Raw genomic sequence first — 23,283 nt, forward strand, 5'->3', positions numbered from 1 at the left:
TCAGCTATCGGTGGCGGCCTCGGTGCCTTAAATCGTTGGCATGTTCGAGCAGGCATGACCACACTCATTCAACTCCAGAGCTGGGGGGCTGAACATGGAATCAAAGCTTAAACTACATGGGTTTAACAACCTCACCAAGTCGCTGAGTTTCAATATCTACGATATCTGTTTCGCGCAGACCGAAGAGCAGACCGAAGCCTACATCGACTACATTGACGAAATGTACAATGCCGAGCGACTGACCCAGATTCTTTCAGATGTGGTCAAGATTATCGGCGCAAACGTTCTCAATATCGCCCGCCAGGACTATGAGCCTCATGGCGCTTCGGTGACAATGCTGATTGCCGAGCATGAGCTGACCAATGGCGAGCCGGACAACGAAGAATCCCCGGGCCCACTGCCGGACACCATTGTTGCTCATCTGGACAAGAGCCACGTCACGGTACACACCTACCCGGAAAGCCATCCTTATGAGGGCATCAGTACCTTTCGGGCCGACATCGACGTCTCGACCTGTGGACTGATTTCGCCGCTGAAGGTATTGAACTATCTGATCCACAGCTTTGATTCAGATGTGGTAACCGTGGATTATAGGGTCCGAGGCTTCACCCGTGACGTTGATGGCACCAAGCATTACATCGACCACGACATCAACTCGATCCAGAATTACTTGACCGAAGATACCCAGAACGCGTATCAGATGATCGACGTCAACGTGTACCAGGAAAACATGTTCCACACCAAGATGATGCTGAAGAACTTCAAGCTTGATAACTACGTGTTCGGAGTCAATGCTGAAGACCTCGACCCGGCGGAAGCGGAATCAATTGAACAACGCCTCAAGCGCGAAATGCTGGAGATCTTCTACTCCCGGAACGTCGAGTAACCTTCCTTGATGGACGGGTGCGCCAGCGCACCCGTCCATCATTCAGTTTTTTTGAACTGCCTGTCCAGTTTTCTCCGTTTTCATCTTAGTACTGAACAGCGTTAAATAGGTCCATGTCCTGAATTCACAGGCTTGGAGACACCTACCCATGAAAAATATCCTTGTCATCACCACCAGTATTTTTGGTCAAAACGGTCAATCCTCTCAGCTGGTCGAGCAAACCATTACTAACCTGAAGGCACAACACCCGACCGCCGCGGTGATCTATCGCGACTTGTCGAAACAGCCGGTACCCCACATCGACGCGGACCGGTTCGGTGCTTTCACAACGTCCGCCAACGATCGGTCCGACCTGGAAAATCAGGTCATTGCTTACTCCGACGAGCTGATTTCAGAAATTGTCGGGGCCGATGCCATCATCCTTGGCGTGCCCATGTACAACTTTGGCATTCCTTCCACGCTGAAAGCCTACTTCGACCACATCGCGCGGGCCGGGGTGACCTTCCGCTATACTGATCAGGGTCCGGTTGGCCTGCTGGAGGATCGACCGGTCTTTATCATGGCGGCAAGGGGAGGCATCTACGCCGGCACCGGGAACGATACCCAGACCCCCTACCTCCGGACGTTCCTGGGCTTTCTCGGCCTCAAGGACGTCAGCTTTGTCTACGCAGAAGGGCTGGCCATGGGAGATGACAAGAAGGACGCCGCACTCGACAAGGCATCCTCCAAAATTGATGCGTTAACCGCATAATCACCCCAACATGACAGGAGGTGTACGATGACAGCACGTTCAATCAAACAGGTGATTCCCGCTATCGACACCTCCGATGGTGCCGGCGTGAAGATAAAACGTTCCATCGGCCAGAGCCAGACTGTGCGGCTCGACCCCTTTCTGATGCTGGACGAGTTTGGCTCCGATCAGGCTGCGGACTATCTGGCCGGCTTTCCGTCTCATCCCCACCGCGGGTTTGAGACGGTAACCTACATGATCGAAGGTCATATGCTACACGAGGACCACCTTGGCAACCGTGGCAACCTCAGGAATGGTGGCGTGCAGTGGATGACCGCTGGCCGCGGCATCATCCACTCGGAAATGCCGCAGCAGGAAGAAGGTGTCATGCGGGGGTTCCAGCTGTGGCTGAACCTGCCGGCAGCCGAGAAGATGACCGCCGCAGGCTATCGTGATATCCAACCGGAAGCTATCCCCGAAATTCCGTTTGACGGCGGCAAACTCAAGCTGATAGCCGGTGAACTCGACATCGAAGGGACGTCGCAGCGTGGCGCGGTAAGCGGGGGTACCACTGCCCCCGTCTATGCCGACATTCACCTTGAGACCGGCGGCCACCTGGAGTTGCCGCTATCCGCGGCACTTGACGGTATGCTGTATCTTTATGAGGGTAGTGCCCATCTCGGGGAGGATCCGCTAAGCCACAGTGCCGCCAATGTTCTTGGCGCCGGTGACAGCATTACCTTGACGGCGGGCTCTGAGGGTGCCCGACTGCTGCTTATTGCGGGCAAACCCATCGGTGAGCCCATCGTGCAGTATGGCCCGTTCGTCATGAACACCCAGCAGGAGATCGAGCAAACCTTACAGGACTATCGGGACGGGCGCCTGACCGCCTGAACAGCACAGCACCGTGGCACACGCCGGCAAAACCGCCCGCCAGGGCGGTTTCTTGTCCGCGCGTCAGGCAAAAGATTTCTGCGCCATCAACTCCGTTACCATGGGCCGCATGATCAGATCCATCGCCAGGGAGAGCTTGGGACCCGGGATTACCAGGGTATCGTGTCGCGATACGCTGCTATTACCGATGAGCTGCAGCAGGTAGGGGAAATCGATTGCCGACGGCTCACGAAAGCGGATGACGATCAGACTTTCGTCTTCGGTCGGTACATCCCTGACGACAAAAGGATTGGAGGTATCGACCAACGGGATGCGCTGGAAATTGACATGGGTGTGGGAAAACTGCGGGACGATATCATGCACATAATCGTCCATTCGATTGATGATGGTTTTTACCACCTCGTCCTCGGAATACCCGCGAAAACAGGTATCACGGCGGATTTTCTGTATCCATTCGAGATTGACAATCGGCACCACGCCGATCAGAAGATCAACATACTGCGCAATATTGTAGCTTTCACTGATCACGCCGCCGTGTAGGCCTTCGTAAAAAAGCAGATCGGTGTCAGGGGGCAGCGGTGACCAGGCGGTAAACGTCCCGGGTTTATGGCCGTGCCTGATCAGTTCCCGGTCTTCATCGTGGACGTAGCGGCGGAACTGGCCACTGCCTGAGTGGCCGTAGTCATAAAACAGCGCTTCCAGTTTATCGATATGGTTGGCGCCGAGCGCGAAGTGGTTGCGCTCGCCAAACTGGCCCTTGGCCGCCAATCGCGTCATCTGGTCCCGGGTATAGCGATGGAAACTGTCCCCCGCCACCATGGCGGCATCAATACCTTCGCCGGTGAATATACGGCTGAAGCTGTTACTGGTCGTGGTCGTACCGGCACCGGAGGAGCCGGTTACGGCAATAATGGGGTGACGTCGGGACATAGGATGACGGTTCCGGAAGCGTTAAATCAGGCTGTTTAACAGCCGTGGCTTTTCAATAAAATAGCCTTGCGCATAGTCCACCCCAAGCACCCTGAGCGCTTCCAGCGCTTCCCGGGTTTCGACCTGAGAGGCAATGACTTCCCGCTTCATATAATGGGCCATTTCCACCATGGAGCGAACCATGGCGTAGTCAGTCTCGCTCGTGGCTACCTGTTGTGTAAAGGCCCCGTCGAGCTTGATCAGATCCACCGGCAAGCTTCGCATATACTGGTACGATGTCGGCCCGCTGCCGAAGTTGCCAAGACAGAAGCGGCAGCCCAGTTCACGCATCTCCTCGATGAATTCCGCTACCCCCTGGACATCATTGATAGCCGCAGCCTCGGTAATCTCGAACCAGAGCCGCTCTATGGGCGCATCTTTCTGGCTCAGCTTGTCATAAATGAACTCCAGCAGCGACTCATCGTTCAGAGAATAACCCGACAGGTTAATGCACATGCCCCCCAGGTCTGTAGCCTTGGGGGCGGTGTCCCGGAGCCAGTCAAGCATGTGGCCAACCACCCAGCGGTCGACCGCCTGCATCCGGTTATAGCGCTCTGCCATTCTGACAAAATCAGCCGCGACGATCAGGTTACCAGCCTCGTCATACATACTGATCAGGATTTCGTACTGGGTTGGCAACCGGGCCCCGGGGTGCAGAGGGATGATTTTCTGGCAACGCAGCAACATATGCTCCTCGTCCAGGTTGCTGAGGTTCGCCACCTTTGCGGTAATCTGCTCCTGCCGGGCCTGAGCCGTCGCACCCAGGCTGTAAGTGACGGTATGCCGATTGCCTTTTTTCCGGGCCAGCTTGCAGGCCTCATCCGCTGCCCGCAGCCATCGTTCGGCGGTCGCCAACGCTGGCAGCATAGCAGCCAGACCGGCACTGCCGGATAGCTGATGCCGCTTGCCCCCGTATGTCAGATCCATGGCCTCTATCGCGTCGATGACACCAGCTGTCAACACTTCTGCCTGCTCCGCCGGCACCAGAAAAGCAAATTCGCTGCCTGTCAGCCTCGCCAACGGCATGCCATCGCCAATCCGGTCCTGCAGAATACCGCCAACCGCCTTGATAGCGTCGTCGCCCGCCGAATAGCCAGCGGTATCGTTCAGCAGTCGCAGCTGGCGTAAGTCCAGCCTCACCAGAACACGCTCATCTTCATGTCGGGAAAGCTGTTGCTCAAGCATGCGCTCGAATTCCCGCCGTGCCAGTAACCCGGTCAATTCGTCATGGGTTGAGGCCCAGGACAGCTGGTCGTAAACCTTGCGAACCATCTGATCAATACTTTCATCCACCAGCGGCCGATCATACAGGCTGTCGGGCACAATCATGCCTTTTTGCATCTGCCGTGCCAGGGCGTTGAGCTCCAGCTCCACTACCCGCATACCCTGATGGTTCACGAATACAAAACGACTGAAACCCCGCGCGATCCAGACCAGGCGAATAAACTGGGGCTGTTCCGGGATTTCCTGATCTTTCAACCAGTCGCCGGTACGCAGTTTCTGAGCCCTCGCCACCCAGCGCTGCAAGCTCTTGTGTTCCCGCTCACGGACCACCAGATCTTTCTCATCCGGTGATCTGGCTGCTGGCGCCACCTCTACCATTTCCACCACCGTATCCGGCTTGCGAACCAGGAATTGCTTGAGCTCATCCCGGATCTGGGATGACGGCATGTGATTGCTGGATATGGACGCCAGACCATCCTGGATGACCCGCAATAATTCCGGCAAATTAATGGAGGCCCCGGCATCGTTCCCGATGGTGATCAATGAATCGATCACCGACAGATAGTCCTGCCAAAGCTGACTGTCGGGCCCTTGCCGTATCCAGGTCAGCGAGAGCAGGTCCCGCCAGCCGCCGTTAAGCAAGCTCACCAACGCCTTGGGCACCTTGCGCCCAGCCAGCCGCTGGTCCAGCGCAGCGCTGACGGCGGCCTTGGATTCCGACACTTTCTGCGCGCCTTCAGCAGCGGCAGTCACACGTTCAACATTTCGGCGATAAACCAGATTCTGCCGGTCAATCAGGGTATCGAGCTCGCCAACCGCATTCTCGAAAACCCGGGTATCCTGTTCGAAGTCGGTGGTGATGCGCTGGACCAGTTCGTCCAGGCGACGCTGAATGACCGGATTCATGCGGCCACCCTTCACGCCCAGTTGCGCCAGGCGGTTCATCACGCCTCTGACCGGGCTTGTCTGATCATCAAAAAAGGCCCCGTCCCGTAACACCACTTTGAGTACCGGCACCTCCAACTGACGCATCTGTTGCTTGGTGGCTTCGCTCAACTTGGGGCTGGCCACTACACTGCTGAAAAACCGGTCGACGACATCAAGTGTGCCCTGCTGGTCCTGATCCAGTGCGCTGTTGCCGGAGGCCTTCACTCGCTCGATAACCCGGTCTTTGAGGGGCACCGGGTCAGACACAGTTTGGGGGCTTTCCACCTGCAGCTGCTGCAGCTCCCGCTGAAACTCACCAGCCGACAATGGACGGGCCTGGGGGGAGAATGGCATCGGATCAACATCACCACGGCTCAAACGACTGGCGGCCAGGGTAGACACCAGATTGCGTACCGTGGCAAAAGCAGATTGCGCGGTCTGCGAGTAGTTACGGAAACCTCTCGACGAAGCGCCGGCACCTCCTTTTTCGGGTGCTTTCTCCAGCGATGACCCGGAGGCCTCATCGGGCTGGGCGAGATCATCGGTGCTGCGGGGTCTGACCGGACGCTCCGGCGGCGGGCCCGGAGGCGGCGTGGAAGGCGCCGGCTCCGGTCGGGGGACGCGTTCACTGAGATATTTGCTGAGGTCCAGGTCCGGCAGAATCCCCTGTCGGATCAACACCTGGTTGAGGTCAGTGTAGAGGGGCCCGAGCTCTTGCAACACAGAGGTTTCAAACGTACGCAAGCAGACTTTCTCAGCGTTCCGGGCTGCTTTGAGATGCTGTACACCACGACGAAAGGCCTCGCAGATCAGCGAAGGTCCCAGCGGATTCTGGTGACCGGTGGCGTTACTGACCGACAGTTTATCCAGCCGCATTTTCAGCTGTAACAAGTCCCCACGGTATAACGTGTCGGCCTTGGTAACCATCACCTTGATAGTGAGCCAATCTTCAAATTCGCTTTTTTCCACCAGTGACAACTCGGCCCCCGGCACACCTTTGCGCTCGGGTTTGAGAGGCGACTCCAGCGTCTGCAGCATCTGGTGCCAAACCGCCCGTTGACGGACACCGATCTGGCCAGCGGTATCCATATAATCATTGGCCTGCTGATCATTCGAGGCGCTCTGGGCCGCTTTTTTAAGAGCCTCTGTCAGGGTGACAAAACACGACTCCATCAACGGCTCAATGTGCTGGACCAGGGTTTTTGCGCACTGGCGCAGCACAAACTGGACCTTTTCATTGGGCGGCTTCAGCGCCGATCGTTCCTGGCGGCGGCTAGCGCCACATTGCTGGAGCATGGCATCCAGCGCCTCCGGGTTGGCCCGGGTAAACAACACGCCCATGGCGCCCTCAATATGGCGGGTAACACGGACCGTCAGCTCATGACGCTTGCTGCCATCCACACTGCGAAATCTCACCGTCAGCTCGTCGCTACCGCTTCGGGCCAGACTCTTATCGACCTTCCGGGCGGTTTCCCCTGAATAGCGTATGAACAGGCCTTCCGCGCAAAAGTCAGCGATCTGGCACGGCCACGGCTGTTCCGGCTCCAGCACAATCTGGGCGGCGAGTTTAATCGGTTGACGAGGACTGGCTCGACGTTCCTTGGGATCCATTGACGACCTGGCAGTTGAAAAAACCGACGAAGATGTTGCGACAACACCAGTGACATCGATCTGTAAATAAGTCCGAGAGAACTGAAGCCGGCGGCACGTTCATGCCAGCCATCCAGACTCCTGCTAATATATCTTGCTTCGACCAGCTTTAAAGACAATCACATGCAACAGCTTAGTCAGATCTATCTTCTTTCGCTACTGATAATCACGGTATCTGGCTGCTCTACGCTCAATTACTATGCTCAGGCCGTTGGCGGCCAATGGTCGCTAATGACCGCGCGTCAGCCCATTTCCGACGTGCTTGCACGTGACGAGACCCCGGCCGCCCTGAAACGATCCCTGGTGACCGCAGTGGAGGTGCGGGACTTCGCCCAGCAGGAGCTCGCGCTGCCGGTTTCAGGATCCTTTACCGATTATGTAGCTCTGGATCGCCCCTATGTGGTGGTCAATCTGGTCGCCGTGCCGGAGTTTTCATTACAGCCGCACCAGTGGTGCTATCCGATGATCGGATGCCAGGCCTACCGCGGATATTTCAATGTCGACCAGGCCAGCGCCGAAGAACAGACCTTCAAAGCCAGGGGCTATGACACGTTTATTGGCGGCGTCACCGCTTATTCAACTCTGGGATGGTTCAATGACCCGCTGCATACCGGCTTCACCCGCCTGCCACCGGCACAAATGGCAGCGCTGATCATTCACGAGCTCAGCCATCAGGTGGTGTATATCCCCGGAGACACCGCCTTCAACGAGAGTTTTGCAACGGCGGTGGAACTGGAAGGCCTGGAGCGCTGGCTGAACAGGCAAGGCCAGCAAGCAGAGTTTGGACGCGCCCTTGCCCGCTTGCAGTACCGCAACCAAACCCTGGCCCTGGTGGCCGCTACCACCGACAAACTGGCTGCGCTCTACCAGCAGCAGGACGGGTTGCCCGACGACCGATTACGGAGCCGGAAAGCCGCGATATTGGATCAGCTTCGAGAGGCCTATGTCCTGATGTCCGCGCAGTGGAGCGAGTCGGGGCCTTTGGGCAGTGAACCACCATCGCTCAATAACGCCAATCTGGCACTGTTCCGGCAATACAATGAATATGTCCCCGGCTTTCGCCAACTGCTGCGGACCCACAACAGCGACTTCAATGCCTTCTACCAGGCCGTCATTGCACTATCGGAACAACCGCAGGCTGAGCGCCAGGCTCAACTGGCGCGGCTAACCGAGGCGTTTAACGAAGACCTTTGAATTGCGCTGGGTGTTGTAGTTGGCCAGCTTGGGCCCGGGCAGGAACTGCACCTTCGACGGTTCGAAGCCCCGTTCACGGAACCAGTGCTCGGTCTGGGTCGTCAATACAAATAACTGTGCGAGACCCAGGCTCCGAGCCTTCGATTCGATCATGGCCAGGATGTCATCGCCACGACCTGCCCGACGGTAGGCAGGATCAACGGCAAAACAGGACAGCTCACCGGCGGTTTCCTCCGGATAAGAATACAAGGCCGCGCAGCCGACAATCATGCCGTCCCGCTCAGCGACCACAAATCCGTCAATTTCAGTTTCCAGCAATTCCCGAGAGCGCCTGACCAGAATGCCCTGATCTTCCAGCGGCTGGATCAGCTCGACGATGCCGCCGATGTCTTCCACCCGTGCCCGGCGTACCTGTTCGTAGTTATCGCCACTGACCAGCGTACCGGAACCGTCCCGGGTGAACATTTCCTCCAGCAAGGCACCGTCTTCGCCATAACTGATGATATGGGACCGCCGCACACCTTTTACACAAGCGTCACAGGCGGCGCGCAACAGATCGCTGTCGGCATCGGCCGCTTTGAGGGTGGCCAGACGATCACAGGCCTGACGCACGGTAAGCTCTCTCACCAGGTCACCGGCTTCATCCAGCACACCTTTGTGTTCGGTGAAAATGATCAGCTTTTCCGCCTGTAGGGCGGCAGCGACATGGCTGCCAACATCTTCGTAGGAGAGGTTGAACGCATCGCCGGTGGGCGAGTAACCTAACGGTGGCAGCAGCACAATGTGGCCTGCCTCAAGCAGCTTTTCGATACCGCTGATATCCACCCGACGAACCCGGCCAGTGTAACCGTGATCAACCCCGCCCAGAACGCCGACAGGACGAGCGGCTACATAATTGCCGCTACTGACCCGGATGCGCGCGCCGTGCATGGGGGAATTGACCAGTCCCATCGACAGCCGGCTTTCCAGATAGGCCCGTAAGGCGCCAATGGCTTCCAGGGCAAAGGGCAACTGTGCTTCTTTGGTGATGCGCAGGCCATCCTTGAATTCGGATATTTCGCCAGCTTCGTCCAGCCTTTTCTGAATCTGGGGGCGGGCACCGAACGCCACCACCAGTTTGACCCCCAGACTGCTTAACAGGGTAATGTCATGAATGATGTTGATCAGGTTGTCATGGGCGATTGCTTCGCCACCCAGGGTCAACACCACTGTGCGGCCACGATGGGCGTTGATGTAGGGTGAAGAATGGCGGAATCCATGCAGCCAGTCGTTTGATTTCAATACCTTGCTCCCGAGCAATGTTGGTTTTGGGGATGCGGCTGGGCTATTTCAGACAATAATGCCGAATCAGGCCCTGCAGTATTTTTACGGCCGGATCCAGTTGTGACAAGGCCAGAAATTCATCTGGCTGATGGGCCTGGTCGATTGAGCCCGGCCCCATGACCAGGGTTTCCAGGCCCAATTGCTGTAACCACGGCGCCTCCGTGGCGAACGCGACGGCCTCGGCGGTGTGGCCGGTGAGGCGTTCGCAGACTTTAACCAGATCGGCATCAGCGGCAGTTTCAAAGGGCGGCACCCCGTCAAACAAAGGCTCAAAGGACAGCTTGAGACCACGACTTGTGGCCAGCGGCTGCATTCGGTCGAGAATCATCTGCCGCAACTCGTTCATTTTCATACCCGGCAGTGGACGCAGGTCAAAGTGCAACTCACAGCGCGCGCAAATCCGGTTGGGATTGTCGCCGCCATGGATGCAACCGAGGTTAAGGGTTGGCACCTGAACCTTGAAATTGGCATTCTGGTATTGCGCCTGCCAGCCGGCTCTCAACGCCAACAATTCACCCATGGCCTCGTGCATGCCTTCCAGGGCGTTGTTGCCCAACGACGGGTCAGAAGAATGCCCGGACTGACCTTCGAAAATCAGCCGCTCCATCATGATGCCCTTGTGCATGCGCACCGGCTTCAGACCTGTGGGCTCACCGATTACCGCGTAGCGCGCTTTCGGCCGACCGGCCTCTGCCAGCGCCCGGGCGCCGTTCATGGAGCTTTCCTCATCGGCCGTGGCGAGGATGATCAACGGCTGTTTGAGGTTCTGTCCAACAATCGATCTGGCCGCCTCAATCGCTAATGGAAAAAATCCTTTCATGTCACAGGTGCCCAGACCATACCAGCGGTCATCCCGCTCGGTCAGGGTAAAAGGATCGCTCTGCCAGCGCTTGTCATCAAAGGGCACCGTATCCGTGTGGCCGGACAGCACCAGGCCGCCGGGGCCGCTCCCGAGGGTGGCAATAAGGTTGTATTTTCCGGGCATGCCCGGCACCGGCATGATTTCAGTGACAAAGCCCATGGGCTCCAGCCATTCGGCCAGTTGCCGGATAACAGGCTCATTGCTGTGATCCCAGGAGGGGGTAGCGCTGCTGATGGAAGGCAGGGCGATCAACCGGGTAAGCATGTCCCGGATGCCCGGGGTTCTGGCGGTAGCAGAAAATGTATGGTCAGACATGGTGCACCCTTGATGTTCAGGAGGTAGGGCTTTGTACTTCCGTGGTGAATTCGGGTCCGGCCTCTGTTTCCAGCTCGTTCTCCGGCGCAACTTCCGGCTCTGGCTCTGGTTCCGGCTCAGGGGCGACAAAGGGCCGGCCCTGATCGCTGGCTCGGCGCCAGACATCGAACCGCTCTACAGCCCGAATGACCATGGGATAGGCAACTTCACCGCCATCGACCATTCGGGACACTTCAAGCCGGTCTTCACTCACCCCGGTAAGACGACCTTCAACAATTCGCCCACTTGCTAGCGTAACTCTGACGGTGCGTTCAAGCCAGCGGCTTGCTTCAGCAACCGGGGCCGGTCGCCAGTCCGCCATGGCGGATTCGGATTCGTCCGGCACCACCGGTTCAAAGGCCTGCTCTGGCAACTCTGCACGTTCAGGCTCCATTCGTGTCAGATACACATCCGGAACACCTGCCCGGTTATAGGTCATGTCAAACGAGGCATCGTTGGACCCCGCTTCCTCAAGGGTATGAACCGGCACACCCAGCGTCGGGCTGGCCGCTGCCAGGGTAAACTCCAACTGCCCCCCTTCACTCAACCAGCGCTGATATAACGCCACCAATTGTTTGCTGGGCTCATAACCCCGGGCATTAAGAGCATCGCGAAAGCCACGGGTGATGAGCGCAACCCATTCCGGCACATCCATCTGTGATTCCCGGGCGCAATAGACCGCTACCTTACGCATTAACCCGCCATCCCTGAGGACCACGTCTATGTGTTCTGGTCGCGGAGGCTGAACATCGTCCACGCCGGCCTGCCCGAAGACCAAGGGAAGACGATAATTCCGGGCGGTCATTTCAACGCTGCCAGTGCCCGCGGTACTCAGCTCAAAGTGCAGATGATCCCGGGACTGCCGGAGCAGGATTTCACCGCTGATATCGGAAACCCCCATCCGGACCAGGTCGCCGCTACCCAACTGTTGCCGATGGTCCGGCCCACAGGTGAGCCCGAATAAAGCAGGATTTGTGTCTTCTTCCGGCGCCACCCAGCTCTTGATCATGGCAGCATCAAGCTGAAGCCTTACACCCTCAGCATCGAGTTGCCACTCCTGCGGTAACTGAGCAGGGTCCAGCAGGGCGCGCATCAACGCCACCGGTGAGCCTGCAGAGAAGTTCAGCAGGCTGATATTCAAAGGCTGGGTCAGTCGAAACTGCTGGTATCTGACACCGTGCAGAGTAACTTCGCCGGACAGATTGGAGCTCAGACGCTGCCAGTGCACCACGCCCGACTCAGTAATCTCATCGCCAAGCTCAGCCATGCGTTGTTCGGTCAGCCACCAGACCGCGCCCTTGAAGGCAACAAAAGCAACCAACGCCAATACGACCAACGTGTAAAACAGCTTCTTCATGCCGGCCTCCCGATGGCCCTGACTCCAATGTCCGTCAACGGTTCATCAACCCCGTGAAATCAATGTGCCGACACCCTCGTCGGTAAAGATTTCCAGCAGAGTGGCATGTGCCACCCTGCCGTCAATAATATGGGCCGTGCGAACGCCGTGCTCGACCGCGCTCAGCGCACACCGTATTTTCGGCAACATGCCGCCGTGGATGGTGCCGTCCTCAATCAACGCATTGACCTGACTTGCCGTCAAACCGGTCAACACTTTGTCCTCTTTGCTCTTGAGACCGGATACGTTGGTCAGCAAAATCAGCTTTTCTGCCTTCAACGCCTCTGCTACCTTGCCCGCAACCAGGTCGGCATTGATATTGTAGGAGGCTCCATCCGGGCCAACACCGATGGGTGCAATTACCGGAATCACGTTGCTCCGGGTCAGCATGTCGATCACCTCCACGTTGACGCTTTCCACTTCGCCTACATGACCGATGTCGATAATTTCAGGTCGCTTGAGCTCGTCGGCCTGGGACATCACCTCAAGTTTACGAGCGCGGATCAGGTTGGCATCTTTACCGGTCAGACCGACAGCAGTGCCGCCCTGGCGATTGATCAACGATACGATTTGCTTGTTAACCTGGCCACCCAGCACCATTTCAACGACATCCATGGTCTGACTGTCTGTCACCCGCATGCCATTGATAAAGTGCGATTTGATATTGAGCCTTTCCAGCAGGTCGCCGATCTGGGGCCCGCCCCCATGAACCACGATAGGATTGATACCGACCAGTTTCATCAGCACCACATCCCGGGCAAAGCTGCTTTTCAGCTCTTCGTTTTCCATCGCATTGCCGCCGTATTTAATGACGACAGTTTTGCCAGTGAAACGCTGGATATAAGGCAGGCCCTTACTCAGTACTGCTGCCACCTGCATAGCGGTTTCGCGATCCAATGCCATTTTCAAGCCTTGTTAGATAGGTTCGATTAACGTTCTAGAATGTCGGCACCACACCTGGCGCGACGTTCATGAGCTGTTCCCGGAAGACCGCTTTGATGCGTTCAAGGGCTTCCCCGGATTCTGCCTCAAATCTCAGCACCAGCACCGGGGTGGTGTTAGACGCCCGACACAGCCCCCAGCCATCGGGATAATCCACCCTGACACCGTCAATGGTATTCAGGTTGCCGTCCCCGAAATCCCCTTCGTTGCTGAGTTTCTCGACCAGTGCAAACTTGGTCTCGTCGGATACCTCCACATTCAGCTCGGGGGTGCTGATATCATCCGGGAATTCGGCAAATACTTCATCACACTGACGATCCTCCACCCCCAGAATTTCCAGCAGCCTGGCGGCGGCATAGATGCCATCGTCAAAGCCGTACCAGCGCTCCTTGAAAAACACGTGGCCACTCATCTCCCCGGCCAGCAAGGCGCCGGTTTCCCGCATCTTGGCCTTGATCAGCGAGTGACCGGTTTTCCACATGATCGGGCGGCCTCCGGCCTGGCTGATTACCCCGGCCAGGCGGCGGCTGCACTTGACGTCATAAATCACGTCCGCACCCGGATTGCGGGAGACCACATCCCGTGCAAACAACATTAACAGGCGGTCCGGCCAGATAATCTTGCCGGTGTTGGTCACCACCCCGAGGCGGTCACCGTCGCCATCAAAGGCCAGGCCGATATCGGCTTTCTCGGCCTTCACCCGCTCGATAAGATCAACCAGGTTATCGGGTTTGCCCGGGTCCGGATGATGGTTGGGAAAATCACCGTCAACGTCACAATACAACCTTATAACCTCACAGCCGAGCTCTTCCGCCAGCAGTGGGCCAAGCTCCCCGGCAATGCCATTGCCGGCATCCATGACGATTTTCAGCGGCGCTGCGACTGCAATATCCTCAATAATACGATCCAGATAGGCACGGCGCATATCCTGCTCTGAGCGGGCGCCGTGGCCCTGTTCGAAATCGCCGGTCTGAATCCGATGCAACAGCTTCTGAATGGCGTCACCAGACAGCGTCTCACCGCCGAGCATGATCTTGAGGCCGTTATAATTGGACGGATTGTGGCTCCCGGTCACCATCACCCCGGAACCGGTGTTCAAATGGTGCGTGGCAAAATACAGCACTGGCGTGGGCACCGCACCCACATCAATCACGTCGCAACCGGTCGCCATAATTCCGCGACCCAGGGCCTGGGCCAGTTCCGGGCTCGAATGCCGGCCATCATAGCCGACACACAATGTGGAGGTCTGGCGCGCGAGGGCTTCACTGCCGATGGCCTGGCCAATGATCATCACCACGTCTGCGGTCAGCGTGTCACCAACAATACCGCGGATGTCATAGGCCCGGAATATACCGGGCACCACTTCAACACCTGGCATACCAGTCTCCTCGACACCCAGACCGAACTCATCAGGGCGGTCCTGGCCGCCGAATCCCAGCACGTCTTCATCACCGTCCAGCATATCAATGTCGAGCATATCCTTGTCTTGGAACAGGGGCTCTGCAGTCTTCATGGTATCCGTTTTTGCCCGCCCCGAACCCGGGGCCGGTCTGGCAGGCTGCGCGCGACTGGCTTCGGTTGCCTTGACCAGCCGCTTGTCGACCGCCTGGGCAAGCCTCAGTAGCACCTCGCCCACTGAGGCCACCATATCCCACTTGAAATTCGGCAATTTGGTCCGTTCGCCACTGAACGCTTTGTGAGCCCACTGGATAAGCGTTGCAACCTCCCGGCGCAGTGAACGCTGAGTGTTGGCCATCAATAGCCAGACCACAATAGCAGCAAGCAACGACGGCGCTGCCACCAGGACCATGGCAATTATCGGGCTGGCCGCCGGCAGGGCCTTCGCGGACGGGGTGAATCGCAGTGTCCAGTTTGGCGGCGTCAGTTGGCTATCCATCACACCTGCGGCACCCTCACCGCGGCCAATCAGCGTCTGACCCCGCCCGGAAACGGTTTGTATGATTTCCACCTTGCCGGCGTCAGAGGCCAGTGCCGGAGCCAGTATATCGGCGCTGAACACCACCAGAACCGTGCCCTGCACAGCCTGACTGGAAGGATTTCTGACCGGTGCTGCCAATTGGACAAACCATTGGTCATCACGGGGGAACGCATCGGCAGCTATCTGTCGCCCGGACTCGGCCCTGCGGGCCAGGTCGAGGCTGGCAAAACCAAGCCCACGACCATTGTCGGACCGGCGTGGTATATCCCCGTATGGAAACACAAACACTTCGGTGGTGCCGGGCATCATGGTAACGAGATCTCCGGCAATGGCGCGCTGGCTAGCCGTCTCCGTGAGTGCATTGCGCACCGCTGACTGGGACCCGTAACCATTGACCAGATTCTGCAGAATGGACAGACGTTGCTCTACCCGGGCAACCGCTTGCTCAGCCATAGCCTCGGAGTGAACAGCTCGGAAGCGCGATTCGGCCGGGGCCAGCACCAGGAAAAAAAGCAAGACTGAGGCCGCAACGCCCGCCAACAGTATCACCACCACTTGCTGTAACAGGACATCCGCCAGGCGTTTCAGCTTTGGCCCTTGGCCGGGTTTTTCCGCCTTTGTCCTCTTCTTTCTGGTATCGGTGGAGTCCATCGCCAGCGCTTCCGATGATTTTTTTTTGCCGAGTTTCATAGTGAGGGTCCACTCGATAGTTGCCGCCTGAGACGGTTCTTGTTGGGTTGGATGATTTTTTTGGATTGCAGGCGTAGAGAGTCCCTGCCTGGAGGAACCGGAAACCGCTAACGGGTTCCAGTGGATCCAAACCCACCGTGGCCCCGTTCACTGGATTCAAACGCTTCCACGATTTCAAAATCGGCCTGCACAACCGGAACCAGAATCAATTGAGCAATACGTTCGCCCACCTCAACCGTGAAGGCACTTTGTCCCCGGTTCCAGCATGACACCATCAACTCGCCCTGATAGTCCGAGTCGATCAAGCCGACAAGGTTACCCAACACAATTCCGTGCTTGTGGCCCAAACCACTGCGGGGAAGAATCATCGCGGCCAGTGAGGCGTCACCAATATGAATGGACAGCCCGGTGTTGAGCAGTTCGGTCTGGCCTGGCGCCAGGGTAAGCGGCTCGCTCAGGCAGGCCCGTAAGTCGAGGCCGGCCGAGCCGTCGGTCGCATAGGCGGGAAACGGAATACTCTCACCGATACGCGGATCCAGCACCCGCACCTGCAATGACTGTCTGGTCATGATTTTTCCTTACTGCTGACAGGATGTTTATTGGAATGAGCGGTTGCCCGATAATGCTCCGCGATCAATGTAACGAGCTTGCCCGAGAGGTTGACCTTGGATTCCTGACCGAATACCTGCTGGCCTCCCTGCCATACGGCGGTTACCGCATTCTCATCGCCGTTGAAGCCAACACCGGTCCGGGACACATCATTGGCAACGATCATATTGAGATGCTTGCTTGTCAGTTTGTCGGTGGCATGCCGGATAACATCGTTGGTTTCGGCGGCAAACCCCACGGTAAACGGCGCATCGGCCCGGCCAGCGACCGCCGCCAGGGTATCGGGGTTGCGCACCAGTGCCAGCGACAGGTTTTCCCGGGACTTTTTAAGCTTCTGATCGGCACAGTCCAGCGGACGATAATCTGCTACCGCAGCGGTGGCGATAAAGATGTCACATCCCTCGTCAACTGCCTTCATGGCAGCCGCCAGCATGTCTTCTGCTGTCACCACCATACGCAAGGCCACGTCCGCAGGTCGCGCTAGCGCAACCGGACCACTGACCAGAGTAACTTCAGCGCCAGCCGCGCGGGCCGCCGCCGCAAGGGCATAGCCCATCTTGCCGGAGCTGTGGTTACTGATATAACGCACGGGGTCGATTGCCTCCCGGGTAGGGCCGGCTGTAATCACCACTCGCACCCCTGCCAGAGACTGAGGCGAATCGAGCAGGATCCGGTCAGCGATAGCCTGGGGCTCCAGCATCCGGCCAGGGCCGACATCACCGCAAGCCTGACCTCCCTGGTCCGGACCCAAAAGTGTAATTTGTGGGTCGGCCTCCAGCAACGCCAGGTTGCGCTGGGTACGATGATTTTTCCACATGGCCTGATTCATGGCCGGAGCCAGTACAATAGGTGCTTCGGTGGCGCAACAAACGGTGGTCAGAAGATCATCCGCCATGCCTTGGGCGAGTCGCGCCATGAAGTTAGCGGAGGCCGGTGCCACCAGGATCCTATCCGCCCATTTCGCCAATTCGATATGGCCCATGCCGGCTTCTGCCGTCGGGTCCAGCAATGAGGTTCTGACGGCTTCGCCGCTGAGCGCCTGGAATGTCAGCGGCGTTACAAATGCTTCTGCACCCCCGGTCATCACAACACGTACGGCACAGCCCGCCTTTTTCAGCAGCCGCACCAGCTCAGCGCTTTTATACGCGGCAATACCACCTGTCACACCCAGCAGAATACGTTTCTGCGTCATGCTTGCTCCGCATTCAGATTGAACAAAAAAAGAGGCCTTAAGATAGCATCGCACGGGCTCTCCCGACAGCCCGACAAGCGTGTTAAACTCCATCCGCACGCAGGAAGCGTTGAACAAACCCACTGTTGCAAGGATTCGAGCATGGATAATTCCGCCTGGCCCACCGATGAACGTCCCCGGGAGCGGCTGCTGACTCATGGTGCAGGCAGCCTGTCGGACGCTGAATTGCTGGCGATTTTTCTGCGAACCGGCACAGCGGGCATGCCTGTGATGTCGCTGTCACGCCATCTGATTGATATTTTCGGTGGCTTGCGAGGCATGATGACGGCGTCAAGACGTCAATTTTGTGATGTGAAAGGCCTCGGAACGGCAAAATATGCCCAGGTTCAGGCGGCGATGGAAATGGCCCGTCGTGTCATGGATGAGCCGCTCCGCCAGGGCGATCCACTGCGATCACCCGAGGATACCCGGGCTTACCTGCGCAGCCGCCTCGGCACTTACCCCCACGAAGTATTTGCGGGCCTGTTTCTGGACAACCGGCATCGGGTTATCCAGTATCACGAGCTGTTTCGAGGTACCATAGATGGGGCGGCGGTCTACCCGAGGGAGGTGGTTCGCTATGCTCTGGAACAGAACGCCGCGGCGGTTATCTTTGCCCACAACCACCCATCGGGCGTTGCAGAGCCAAGCCAGGCCGATATCAGCCTGACCCGGCGACTGAAGGAAGCCCTCGGGCTGGTGGATATTCGGGTACTGGATCATATGGTGGTGGGCCACGGTGAAGTCATCTCGCTGGCCGAACGAGGCCTGATGTAATGGGTAAGGCGGGAACAAACTGAAACCCTGGCCAAAATCCCAACAATTTTTTGCGTTCAGGGCTCGGTTCTGGTATAAAAGCGTCCCTTAATTTTCAGGTTGTGCCAAAACGTCGCGAGCGCTGGCCCGAGTTTCACATAGCCTGGTATGGCGGCGTCTGGCGAGCACCGAAAGGCGCGATAAACGAATTCGTATTTTCAAGACCTTAGCTCAGGTCGGAGGCAAGTATGTCCAGAGTCTGTCAGGTTACAGGTAAGCGTCCGCTTTCCGGTAACAACGTATCACACGCGATGAACCACAGCCGTCGTCGTTTTCTGCCCAACCTGCAGAACCACCGCTTCTGGGTTGAATCAGAAAAGCGCTTTGTAAGGCTGCGCGTATCTACCAAAGGTATGCGCGTCATCGATAAAAAAGGTATTGACGTTGTGCTGGCCGATCTTCGTGCCCGCGGCGAGAAATTCTAAGGAGCCCCATCATGCGCGAAAAAATCAAGCTGGTTTCATCAGCAGGTACTGGTCACTTTTACACGACCAACAAGAACAAGCGTAACACCCCGGAAAAGATCGAGATCAAGAAGTACGATCCGGTGGTTCGCAAGCACGTTTCCTACAAGGAAGCCAAAATCAAGTAACACTGATTTTGGGTGCGATAAAACCCCGGCTATATGCCGGGTTTTTTTATATCTGGAATTTGCCTCCAAGAGCCACTTCTGCGTTTTTAAAACTTCTCTACATAACCTTTCGGCAACGCAATATCCATCGCGATGGGAAGGTGATCGGACATGGGGTAACTCACAACTTCAGCGCGCCGTATCTCAAGGCTCGGGCTCACCAGAATATGATCAAGCGCGCGCTCGGGGCGCCAGCTGGGGAAACTGTGGGCCGTATCCGGCAACGGAATCAGGTTCGTTTCGCTGAGCGGCGAGTGATTCAGCAACTCTTCTGCATGATTGTTCATGTCGCCCATCAGTACCACGTGCTGGTAGTCCGCAATCTGGTCGCGTATAAAGCCTAGCTGTCGCTGCTGGGCTGACTTGCTGAGTGAAAGATGCATCATGACGAGCACGAGCGGATCTTCCTCCGACCCGTAACGGGCGATGATGGCTCCGCGTCCGGGGATCAGGCCCGGTAAGCGATGCTCGGTGACATCCAACGGCCGATATCGGCTCAACAGACCGTTGCTATGCTGGGCAAACTGCCCCAGGTTGCGATTCAGCTGCTGCCGCCAATAAGGCAGACCACTGGCCTCCGCAAGATACTGGACCTGGTTGATATAACCACTGCGCAAACTGCCACCATCACACTCCTGAAGAGCGACCACGTCGTAATTCCGTAACAGGGTGGCAATGCGGTCAAGATTGTCGTTGCGGTGACGGTGAGGCAGGAAGTGTTGCCAGCTTCTGGTCAGGTAATGCCGATACGACGAGGTGTTGATGCCAACCTGAATATTGAAGGTAAGCAGCCGGATATGTCGATGAGGTTCAAATTCGGGCACATGATCCATACCCGAACAGGCCCCACGGTTGGCACCGTTAGCATCCCTGAGGCCGTCGAATTGTTTTTTGATGCGTCTGTACATGGGGCTGGTACCCGCCACGATTGACACCGAATCACAGGCCGAGCCGAGAAATTCCGGCCTGTGCTATCACGCAGTTACTGCTGGGCAGCGCGCTCTTTCTCAACAAGGTAATCCACTACTTCAATCATGTTCTCGTGGCTTCCCGCCATCGAGGCACTGATGGTGTACTTTCCATTTACCAGCATAGTCGGTGTACCGGTTATGCGCGCGCCCCTGACCCGGGCTTGAGACTGCTGCATCTTTGCGTTCACACCAAAACTGTTGAATGTCTTGATAAACTCTTCCTCATCCACGCCGTAATCCGCCAGATAGTCGGCAAGTGCTTCAGCGGTTTCAAGCTGACGCCGATCCCGGGCAAGCGCATTGAAGAGCGCATCGTGGGTTTCATCAAGCTTATCAAGAGCCTCAACCGTGTAATAAGCGCGCGCATGGGGCTCCCAGGAACGGCCCAGGGCAGCGGGAATCAGTTCAAAGTGAACATCCTCGGCCATATTGGCCTCCCACTCCTCAATCAGGGGCTTGAAGGTGTAACAATGGGGGCAGCCATACCAGAACACCTCGGCAACTTCGATCTTATCGTTGCTGGTGGTGGGCACCGGGTTGCTCAGCTCTGTATAGTGCCGGCCTTCCTGCCAGGTATCATCTTGTGCCTGGGCGCCGAAAGAAACCACCACCATCATCAATAACGCCGCTTTTAACATCTTTGTCATGAGAAAAACCTCTGTTGTTATAACCACCATCAAACACAATTGAGTGCCAACAAGTCAACTAAGACCACGATAACCTTACAAAGTTCGCCGGCACGAGACAAAAAACCCCGCACTCAGGCGGGGTTTTTTGGCCACCAAAACCGGTTAGTGCAAACCGGAAATGTAGCTCGATACAGCTTCTATTTCTGTGTCGGTCAGTTTCGCCGCAATATCCATCATCACCTGGCTCTGACCACCTGCATCACGCTCACCCTTGCGGTAAGCGATCAGCTGTTTCTGCACATACTCCGCAGTCTGCCCACTCAACCGCGGATAACCGGCAGGGCCATTACCCTTGCCTGAGGGACTGTGACATGCCGAGCACGCTGCAATACCGGACGCCAGGTTACCACCGCGATAAAGCGACCTGCCCGCTTCGACCAGCTCGGGATCAGCCTCACCGATGGTCATTTCTTTTCCATCAAAATAGGCTGCCAGATTCTGTAGATCCTGATCAGACATGTTATCCAGTATGCCGGTCATCTCCGGGATTGGCCGGTCACCAGACTTGATAAGCGCCAGTTGCTGATATAAATACTTTTCTCCCAAGCCAGACAGTTTGGGGTAAACCGCCATAATCGGAGCCGCACCGTTTTCACCATGGCACCCCGCACATACAGCTGCGTTCGCCTCGCCCGCTTCAGGATCTCCAGCGCCATACGCTGTTGCTGCCAGGCTGACGCCGAGAACAACACCTGCGATCAATTTTTTCATGCTCGCTCCACTTCTCTCATCTGAAACATGTTATTTGTTGTTCAGCCGACAGACACTGACTTCGATAGCCTGAATAAGGCCGTCAGTACCAACACTCTGCGCGCTGCCCGGATTTGGTGTAGCATTATACATTAATCCCCGATAACTGAAATCCAATAGGAAGTCCCCTGTCCGTGTCGGAAGATCTGTCTGCCAAAACCATTTCGTTCAACAGTGCCCGCTTTCTGGTCAGCGCCTCCCGTTTTGAGGAGTGCCCACCGGATACCGGGGCTGAAGTCGCTTTTGCCGGGCGCTCCAACGCCGGTAAGTCGAGCGCCATCAATTCCATCACAGTCAATGGCAAACTGGCCCGAACCAGTAAAACACCCGGTCGCACCCGGCTGATCAATTTCTTCTCACTGAATCGGGAAAACTGCCGCCTGGTTGACTTGCCGGGTTACGGCTACGCCAAGGTGTCCCGGGACATGAAGGATGACTGGCAGAAGCATCTTGACCATTACCTGTCCCAACGTCTGAGCCTGAAAGGCCTGGTTCTGGTCATGGATATCCGGCATCCACTTACGGATTTTGATCAGATGATGGTGGAATGGTGCGAACATAACCAGCTTCCATTGATGATTCTGGCCACAAAAGCCGACAAGCTGAAATATGGTCAGGCCAAAACCGCGCTGCTGGGCATCGCCAGCAAGCTGAAACCCTACAGTTGTGTGCAGCACCTGATCATGTTCTCGGCAACGTCAAAAAAAGGCATGGAGGAGAGCCGAAGCGCGTTGACCCAATGGCTGCAACAAGCAGAATAACCTGTACAAAAAAACCCGGCCCTTCACAGACCGGGTGAAACGTCAGGGTTTGCGACGTGCTAAAACCTGAGATCAACTCAGGATGACGCCTTGGAATGTCCGAATTCTTCAGCGTCAAAAATAGGACAGCACCCCCCACGCAAAGTTCCGTTGCTATCTATCCGGTCCGTTCATCTCCCACCACCGGCAACTGAGGCCGATATTTCTCCCGCAGGTCCATCACCGGTCGGTAAAATTCAGGGGTCAGATAAGGAATCTCCAGAGTAAGCACCTGATAGATTCCTTGTTTGAGCTGGCCAAGCGACAGGTCGTTGGATAACTCCGAGCCGTGGGCAGTCTTGAGAAAGGCCAGCCAGTTGGTGATCACCAGCCAGACGTTCAGCGACATCGCCGCGCGCAGATCCTCGGACTGGGGCTGGATCACGCCGCCCTCGGCCAGACCATCAAAAATCCGGTTGATCGCCGCCAGACACCGGCTGGTGAACTTCCGGTAGTCCTCTCTCAGGCGCTGGTCACTGTCCAGCAGAAACTCCAGCTCGCGATGAAAAAAACGGTAACTCCACAAACCGTCAAATACCGATTCCAGATAGAACGTCAAATCGTCGAGCGTGAGTGGTCGGTCGTCGGGAATTTGCAGGTAGTAATCCACCAGCTTTTCGTATTCCAGATAAATCTCGTAAATGATGTCGGACTTATTCCTGAAATGGTAATAGAGATTGCCCGGGGATATCGCCAGATACGCAGAAATATGGTTGGTCGTGATGTTTCGCTCACCCCGTTCATTGAATAGCTCGAGGCTCGACAACAGTATTTTGTCTCTGGTTTTCATATGCTCACTGTTGGAA

21 protein-coding genes are annotated in these 23,283 nt (G+C 56.7%); 8 read left to right on the top strand and 13 right to left on the bottom strand.

The genetic code is table 11. The features are described 5' to 3' along the window. Positions 1 to 94 precede the first annotated feature (94 nt). The 3 genes from speD to F6Y09_RS03100 all read left to right on the top strand — a co-directional run bounded on the left by speD (position 95) and on the right by F6Y09_RS03100 (position 2,510). Positions 95 to 886 carry an adenosylmethionine decarboxylase gene (speD, locus tag F6Y09_RS03090; protein ID WP_152205434.1) on the top strand — a complete coding sequence of 264 codons (792 nt, stop codon included), beginning with the start codon at positions 95 to 97 and terminating at the stop codon, positions 884 to 886. Between the two features lie 148 nt (positions 887 to 1,034). Continuing rightward, positions 1,035 to 1,637: an FMN-dependent NADH-azoreductase gene (locus F6Y09_RS03095; RefSeq protein ID WP_152205435.1), complete on the top strand. Its 603-nt coding sequence runs from the start codon at positions 1,035 to 1,037 to the stop codon at positions 1,635 to 1,637. Between the two features lie 27 nt (positions 1,638 to 1,664). Continuing rightward, positions 1,665 to 2,510 (top strand): pirin family protein, encoded by an 846-nt coding sequence (locus F6Y09_RS03100; protein ID WP_152205436.1) that lies wholly within the window; start codon positions 1,665 to 1,667, stop codon positions 2,508 to 2,510. A 63-nt stretch (positions 2,511 to 2,573) separates the two neighbouring features. On the opposite strand, the gene F6Y09_RS03105 is transcribed toward F6Y09_RS03100, so the two are convergent. Continuing rightward, positions 2,574 to 3,440, bottom strand: a complete 867-nt coding sequence (locus F6Y09_RS03105) for a phosphoribulokinase (RefSeq protein WP_152205437.1) — start codon at positions 3,438 to 3,440, stop codon at positions 2,574 to 2,576. 21 nt (positions 3,441 to 3,461) lie between these two features. Then, positions 3,462 to 7,241 (bottom strand): DUF1631 family protein, encoded by a 3,780-nt coding sequence (locus tag F6Y09_RS03110; RefSeq protein ID WP_152205438.1) that lies wholly within the window; start codon positions 7,239 to 7,241, stop codon positions 3,462 to 3,464. Between the two features lie 162 nt (positions 7,242 to 7,403). On the opposite strand from F6Y09_RS03110, the gene F6Y09_RS03115 reads away from it, so the two are divergent. Next, complete coding sequence (locus F6Y09_RS03115) at positions 7,404 to 8,474, top strand: aminopeptidase (RefSeq protein ID WP_152205439.1); 1,071 nt, start codon at positions 7,404 to 7,406, stop codon at positions 8,472 to 8,474. Here the strand turns inward: F6Y09_RS03115 and argA are convergent. The 7 genes from argA to coaBC form a co-directional block, all read right to left on the bottom strand. Beyond that, positions 8,445 to 9,755, bottom strand: coding sequence for an amino-acid N-acetyltransferase (argA, locus tag F6Y09_RS03120; RefSeq protein ID WP_152205440.1), 1,311 nt, complete (start codon positions 9,753 to 9,755; stop codon positions 8,445 to 8,447). The two genes, F6Y09_RS03115 and argA, sit on opposite strands and share 30 nt — an antisense overlap. A gap of 43 nt (positions 9,756 to 9,798) precedes the next feature. Beyond that, positions 9,799 to 10,974, bottom strand: coding sequence for an acetylornithine deacetylase (gene argE, locus F6Y09_RS03125; RefSeq protein WP_152205441.1), 1,176 nt, complete (start codon positions 10,972 to 10,974; stop codon positions 9,799 to 9,801). Positions 10,975 to 10,990: 16 nt separating this feature from the next. Continuing rightward, positions 10,991 to 12,370, bottom strand: coding sequence for an acetylornithine deacetylase (locus F6Y09_RS03130; RefSeq protein ID WP_179959325.1), 1,380 nt, complete (start codon positions 12,368 to 12,370; stop codon positions 10,991 to 10,993). Positions 12,371 to 12,415: 45 nt separating this feature from the next. Next, on the bottom strand, positions 12,416 to 13,312 hold the full coding sequence (gene argB / locus F6Y09_RS03135) for an acetylglutamate kinase (RefSeq protein ID WP_152205442.1): 897 nt from the start codon (positions 13,310 to 13,312) through the stop codon (positions 12,416 to 12,418). A gap of 34 nt (positions 13,313 to 13,346) precedes the next feature. Next, positions 13,347 to 15,980: a phosphomannomutase/phosphoglucomutase gene (locus F6Y09_RS20665; protein WP_152205443.1), complete on the bottom strand. Its 2,634-nt coding sequence runs from the start codon at positions 15,978 to 15,980 to the stop codon at positions 13,347 to 13,349. 107 nt (positions 15,981 to 16,087) lie between these two features. Beyond that, positions 16,088 to 16,549 carry a dUTP diphosphatase gene (gene dut / locus F6Y09_RS03145; RefSeq protein WP_152205444.1) on the bottom strand — a complete coding sequence of 154 codons (462 nt, stop codon included), beginning with the start codon at positions 16,547 to 16,549 and terminating at the stop codon, positions 16,088 to 16,090. Beyond that, positions 16,546 to 17,781 (bottom strand): bifunctional phosphopantothenoylcysteine decarboxylase/phosphopantothenate--cysteine ligase CoaBC, encoded by a 1,236-nt coding sequence (gene coaBC / locus F6Y09_RS03150; RefSeq protein ID WP_152205445.1) that lies wholly within the window; start codon positions 17,779 to 17,781, stop codon positions 16,546 to 16,548. The genes dut and coaBC overlap by 4 nt, the downstream gene beginning before the upstream one ends. A gap of 141 nt (positions 17,782 to 17,922) precedes the next feature. Here coaBC and radC point away from each other — a divergent pair, with 141 nt between their 5' ends. The 3 genes from radC (at position 17,923) to rpmG (ending at position 19,228) form a co-directional block, all read left to right on the top strand. Next, complete coding sequence (gene radC, locus F6Y09_RS03155; RefSeq protein ID WP_152205446.1) at positions 17,923 to 18,597, top strand: RadC family protein; 675 nt, start codon at positions 17,923 to 17,925, stop codon at positions 18,595 to 18,597. Positions 18,598 to 18,824: 227 nt separating this feature from the next. Further along, a complete protein-coding gene (rpmB, locus tag F6Y09_RS03160; RefSeq protein ID WP_152205447.1) occupies positions 18,825 to 19,061 on the top strand; it encodes a 50S ribosomal protein L28 in 237 nt (78 codons plus the stop codon). A gap of 11 nt (positions 19,062 to 19,072) precedes the next feature. Further along, positions 19,073 to 19,228, top strand: coding sequence for a 50S ribosomal protein L33 (rpmG, locus tag F6Y09_RS03165; protein WP_152205448.1), 156 nt, complete (start codon positions 19,073 to 19,075; stop codon positions 19,226 to 19,228). An 86-nt stretch (positions 19,229 to 19,314) separates the two neighbouring features. On the opposite strand, the gene F6Y09_RS03170 is transcribed toward rpmG, so the two are convergent. The 3 genes from F6Y09_RS03170 to F6Y09_RS03180 form a co-directional block, all read right to left on the bottom strand. Further along, positions 19,315 to 20,175: an endonuclease/exonuclease/phosphatase family protein gene (locus F6Y09_RS03170; protein WP_152205449.1), complete on the bottom strand. Its 861-nt coding sequence runs from the start codon at positions 20,173 to 20,175 to the stop codon at positions 19,315 to 19,317. 74 nt (positions 20,176 to 20,249) lie between these two features. After that, complete coding sequence (locus F6Y09_RS03175) at positions 20,250 to 20,885, bottom strand: thiol:disulfide interchange protein DsbA/DsbL (RefSeq protein ID WP_152205450.1); 636 nt, start codon at positions 20,883 to 20,885, stop codon at positions 20,250 to 20,252. Positions 20,886 to 21,029: 144 nt separating this feature from the next. Then, a complete protein-coding gene (locus tag F6Y09_RS03180) occupies positions 21,030 to 21,638 on the bottom strand; it encodes a c-type cytochrome (RefSeq protein ID WP_152205451.1) in 609 nt (202 codons plus the stop codon). Positions 21,639 to 21,811: 173 nt separating this feature from the next. Between F6Y09_RS03180 and yihA the strand changes: the two genes are divergently transcribed. Further along, positions 21,812 to 22,438 carry a ribosome biogenesis GTP-binding protein YihA/YsxC gene (gene yihA, locus F6Y09_RS03185; protein WP_152205452.1) on the top strand — a complete coding sequence of 209 codons (627 nt, stop codon included), beginning with the start codon at positions 21,812 to 21,814 and terminating at the stop codon, positions 22,436 to 22,438. Positions 22,439 to 22,595: 157 nt separating this feature from the next. Here the strand turns inward: yihA and F6Y09_RS03190 are convergent, their stop codons facing one another. After that, positions 22,596 to 23,267: a TetR/AcrR family transcriptional regulator gene (locus F6Y09_RS03190; protein ID WP_152205453.1), complete on the bottom strand. Its 672-nt coding sequence runs from the start codon at positions 23,265 to 23,267 to the stop codon at positions 22,596 to 22,598. Between the last annotated feature and the right edge of the window lie 16 nt (positions 23,268 to 23,283).

The sequence above is a fragment of the Marinobacter changyiensis genome, from assembly GCF_009193265.1.
GTDB classification, from domain to species: domain Bacteria; phylum Pseudomonadota; class Gammaproteobacteria; order Pseudomonadales; family Oleiphilaceae; genus Marinobacter; species Marinobacter changyiensis.

Excerpts from the sequence above, each read along its gene's own strand:
- speD (WP_152205434.1), top strand. The coding sequence starts at position 95 with ATGGAATCAAAGCTTAAACTACATGGGTTTAACAACCTCACCAAGTCG.
- F6Y09_RS03095 (WP_152205435.1), top strand. The coding sequence starts at position 1,035 with ATGAAAAATATCCTTGTCATCACCACCAGTATTTTTGGTCAAAACGGT.
- F6Y09_RS03100 (WP_152205436.1), top strand. The coding sequence starts at position 1,665 with ATGACAGCACGTTCAATCAAACAGGTGATTCCCGCTATCGACACCTCC.
- F6Y09_RS03105 (WP_152205437.1), bottom strand. The coding sequence starts at position 3,440 with ATGTCCCGACGTCACCCCATTATTGCCGTAACCGGCTCCTCCGGTGCC.
- F6Y09_RS03110 (WP_152205438.1), bottom strand. The coding sequence starts at position 7,241 with ATGGATCCCAAGGAACGTCGAGCCAGTCCTCGTCAACCGATTAAACTC.
- F6Y09_RS03115 (WP_152205439.1), top strand. The coding sequence starts at position 7,404 with ATGCAACAGCTTAGTCAGATCTATCTTCTTTCGCTACTGATAATCACG.
- argE (WP_152205441.1), bottom strand. The coding sequence starts at position 10,974 with ATGTCTGACCATACATTTTCTGCTACCGCCAGAACCCCGGGCATCCGG.
- F6Y09_RS03130 (WP_179959325.1), bottom strand. The coding sequence starts at position 12,370 with ATGAAGAAGCTGTTTTACACGTTGGTCGTATTGGCGTTGGTTGCTTTT.
- argB (WP_152205442.1), bottom strand. The coding sequence starts at position 13,312 with ATGGCATTGGATCGCGAAACCGCTATGCAGGTGGCAGCAGTACTGAGT.
- F6Y09_RS20665 (WP_152205443.1), bottom strand. The coding sequence starts at position 15,980 with ATGAAACTCGGCAAAAAAAAATCATCGGAAGCGCTGGCGATGGACTCC.
- dut (WP_152205444.1), bottom strand. The coding sequence starts at position 16,549 with ATGACCAGACAGTCATTGCAGGTGCGGGTGCTGGATCCGCGTATCGGT.
- coaBC (WP_152205445.1), bottom strand. The coding sequence starts at position 17,781 with ATGACGCAGAAACGTATTCTGCTGGGTGTGACAGGTGGTATTGCCGCG.
- radC (WP_152205446.1), top strand. The coding sequence starts at position 17,923 with ATGGATAATTCCGCCTGGCCCACCGATGAACGTCCCCGGGAGCGGCTG.
- rpmB (WP_152205447.1), top strand. The coding sequence starts at position 18,825 with ATGTCCAGAGTCTGTCAGGTTACAGGTAAGCGTCCGCTTTCCGGTAAC.
- rpmG (WP_152205448.1), top strand. The coding sequence starts at position 19,073 with ATGCGCGAAAAAATCAAGCTGGTTTCATCAGCAGGTACTGGTCACTTT.
- F6Y09_RS03170 (WP_152205449.1), bottom strand. The coding sequence starts at position 20,175 with ATGTACAGACGCATCAAAAAACAATTCGACGGCCTCAGGGATGCTAAC.
- F6Y09_RS03175 (WP_152205450.1), bottom strand. The coding sequence starts at position 20,885 with ATGACAAAGATGTTAAAAGCGGCGTTATTGATGATGGTGGTGGTTTCT.
- F6Y09_RS03180 (WP_152205451.1), bottom strand. The coding sequence starts at position 21,638 with ATGAAAAAATTGATCGCAGGTGTTGTTCTCGGCGTCAGCCTGGCAGCA.
- F6Y09_RS03190 (WP_152205453.1), bottom strand. The coding sequence starts at position 23,267 with ATGAAAACCAGAGACAAAATACTGTTGTCGAGCCTCGAGCTATTCAAT.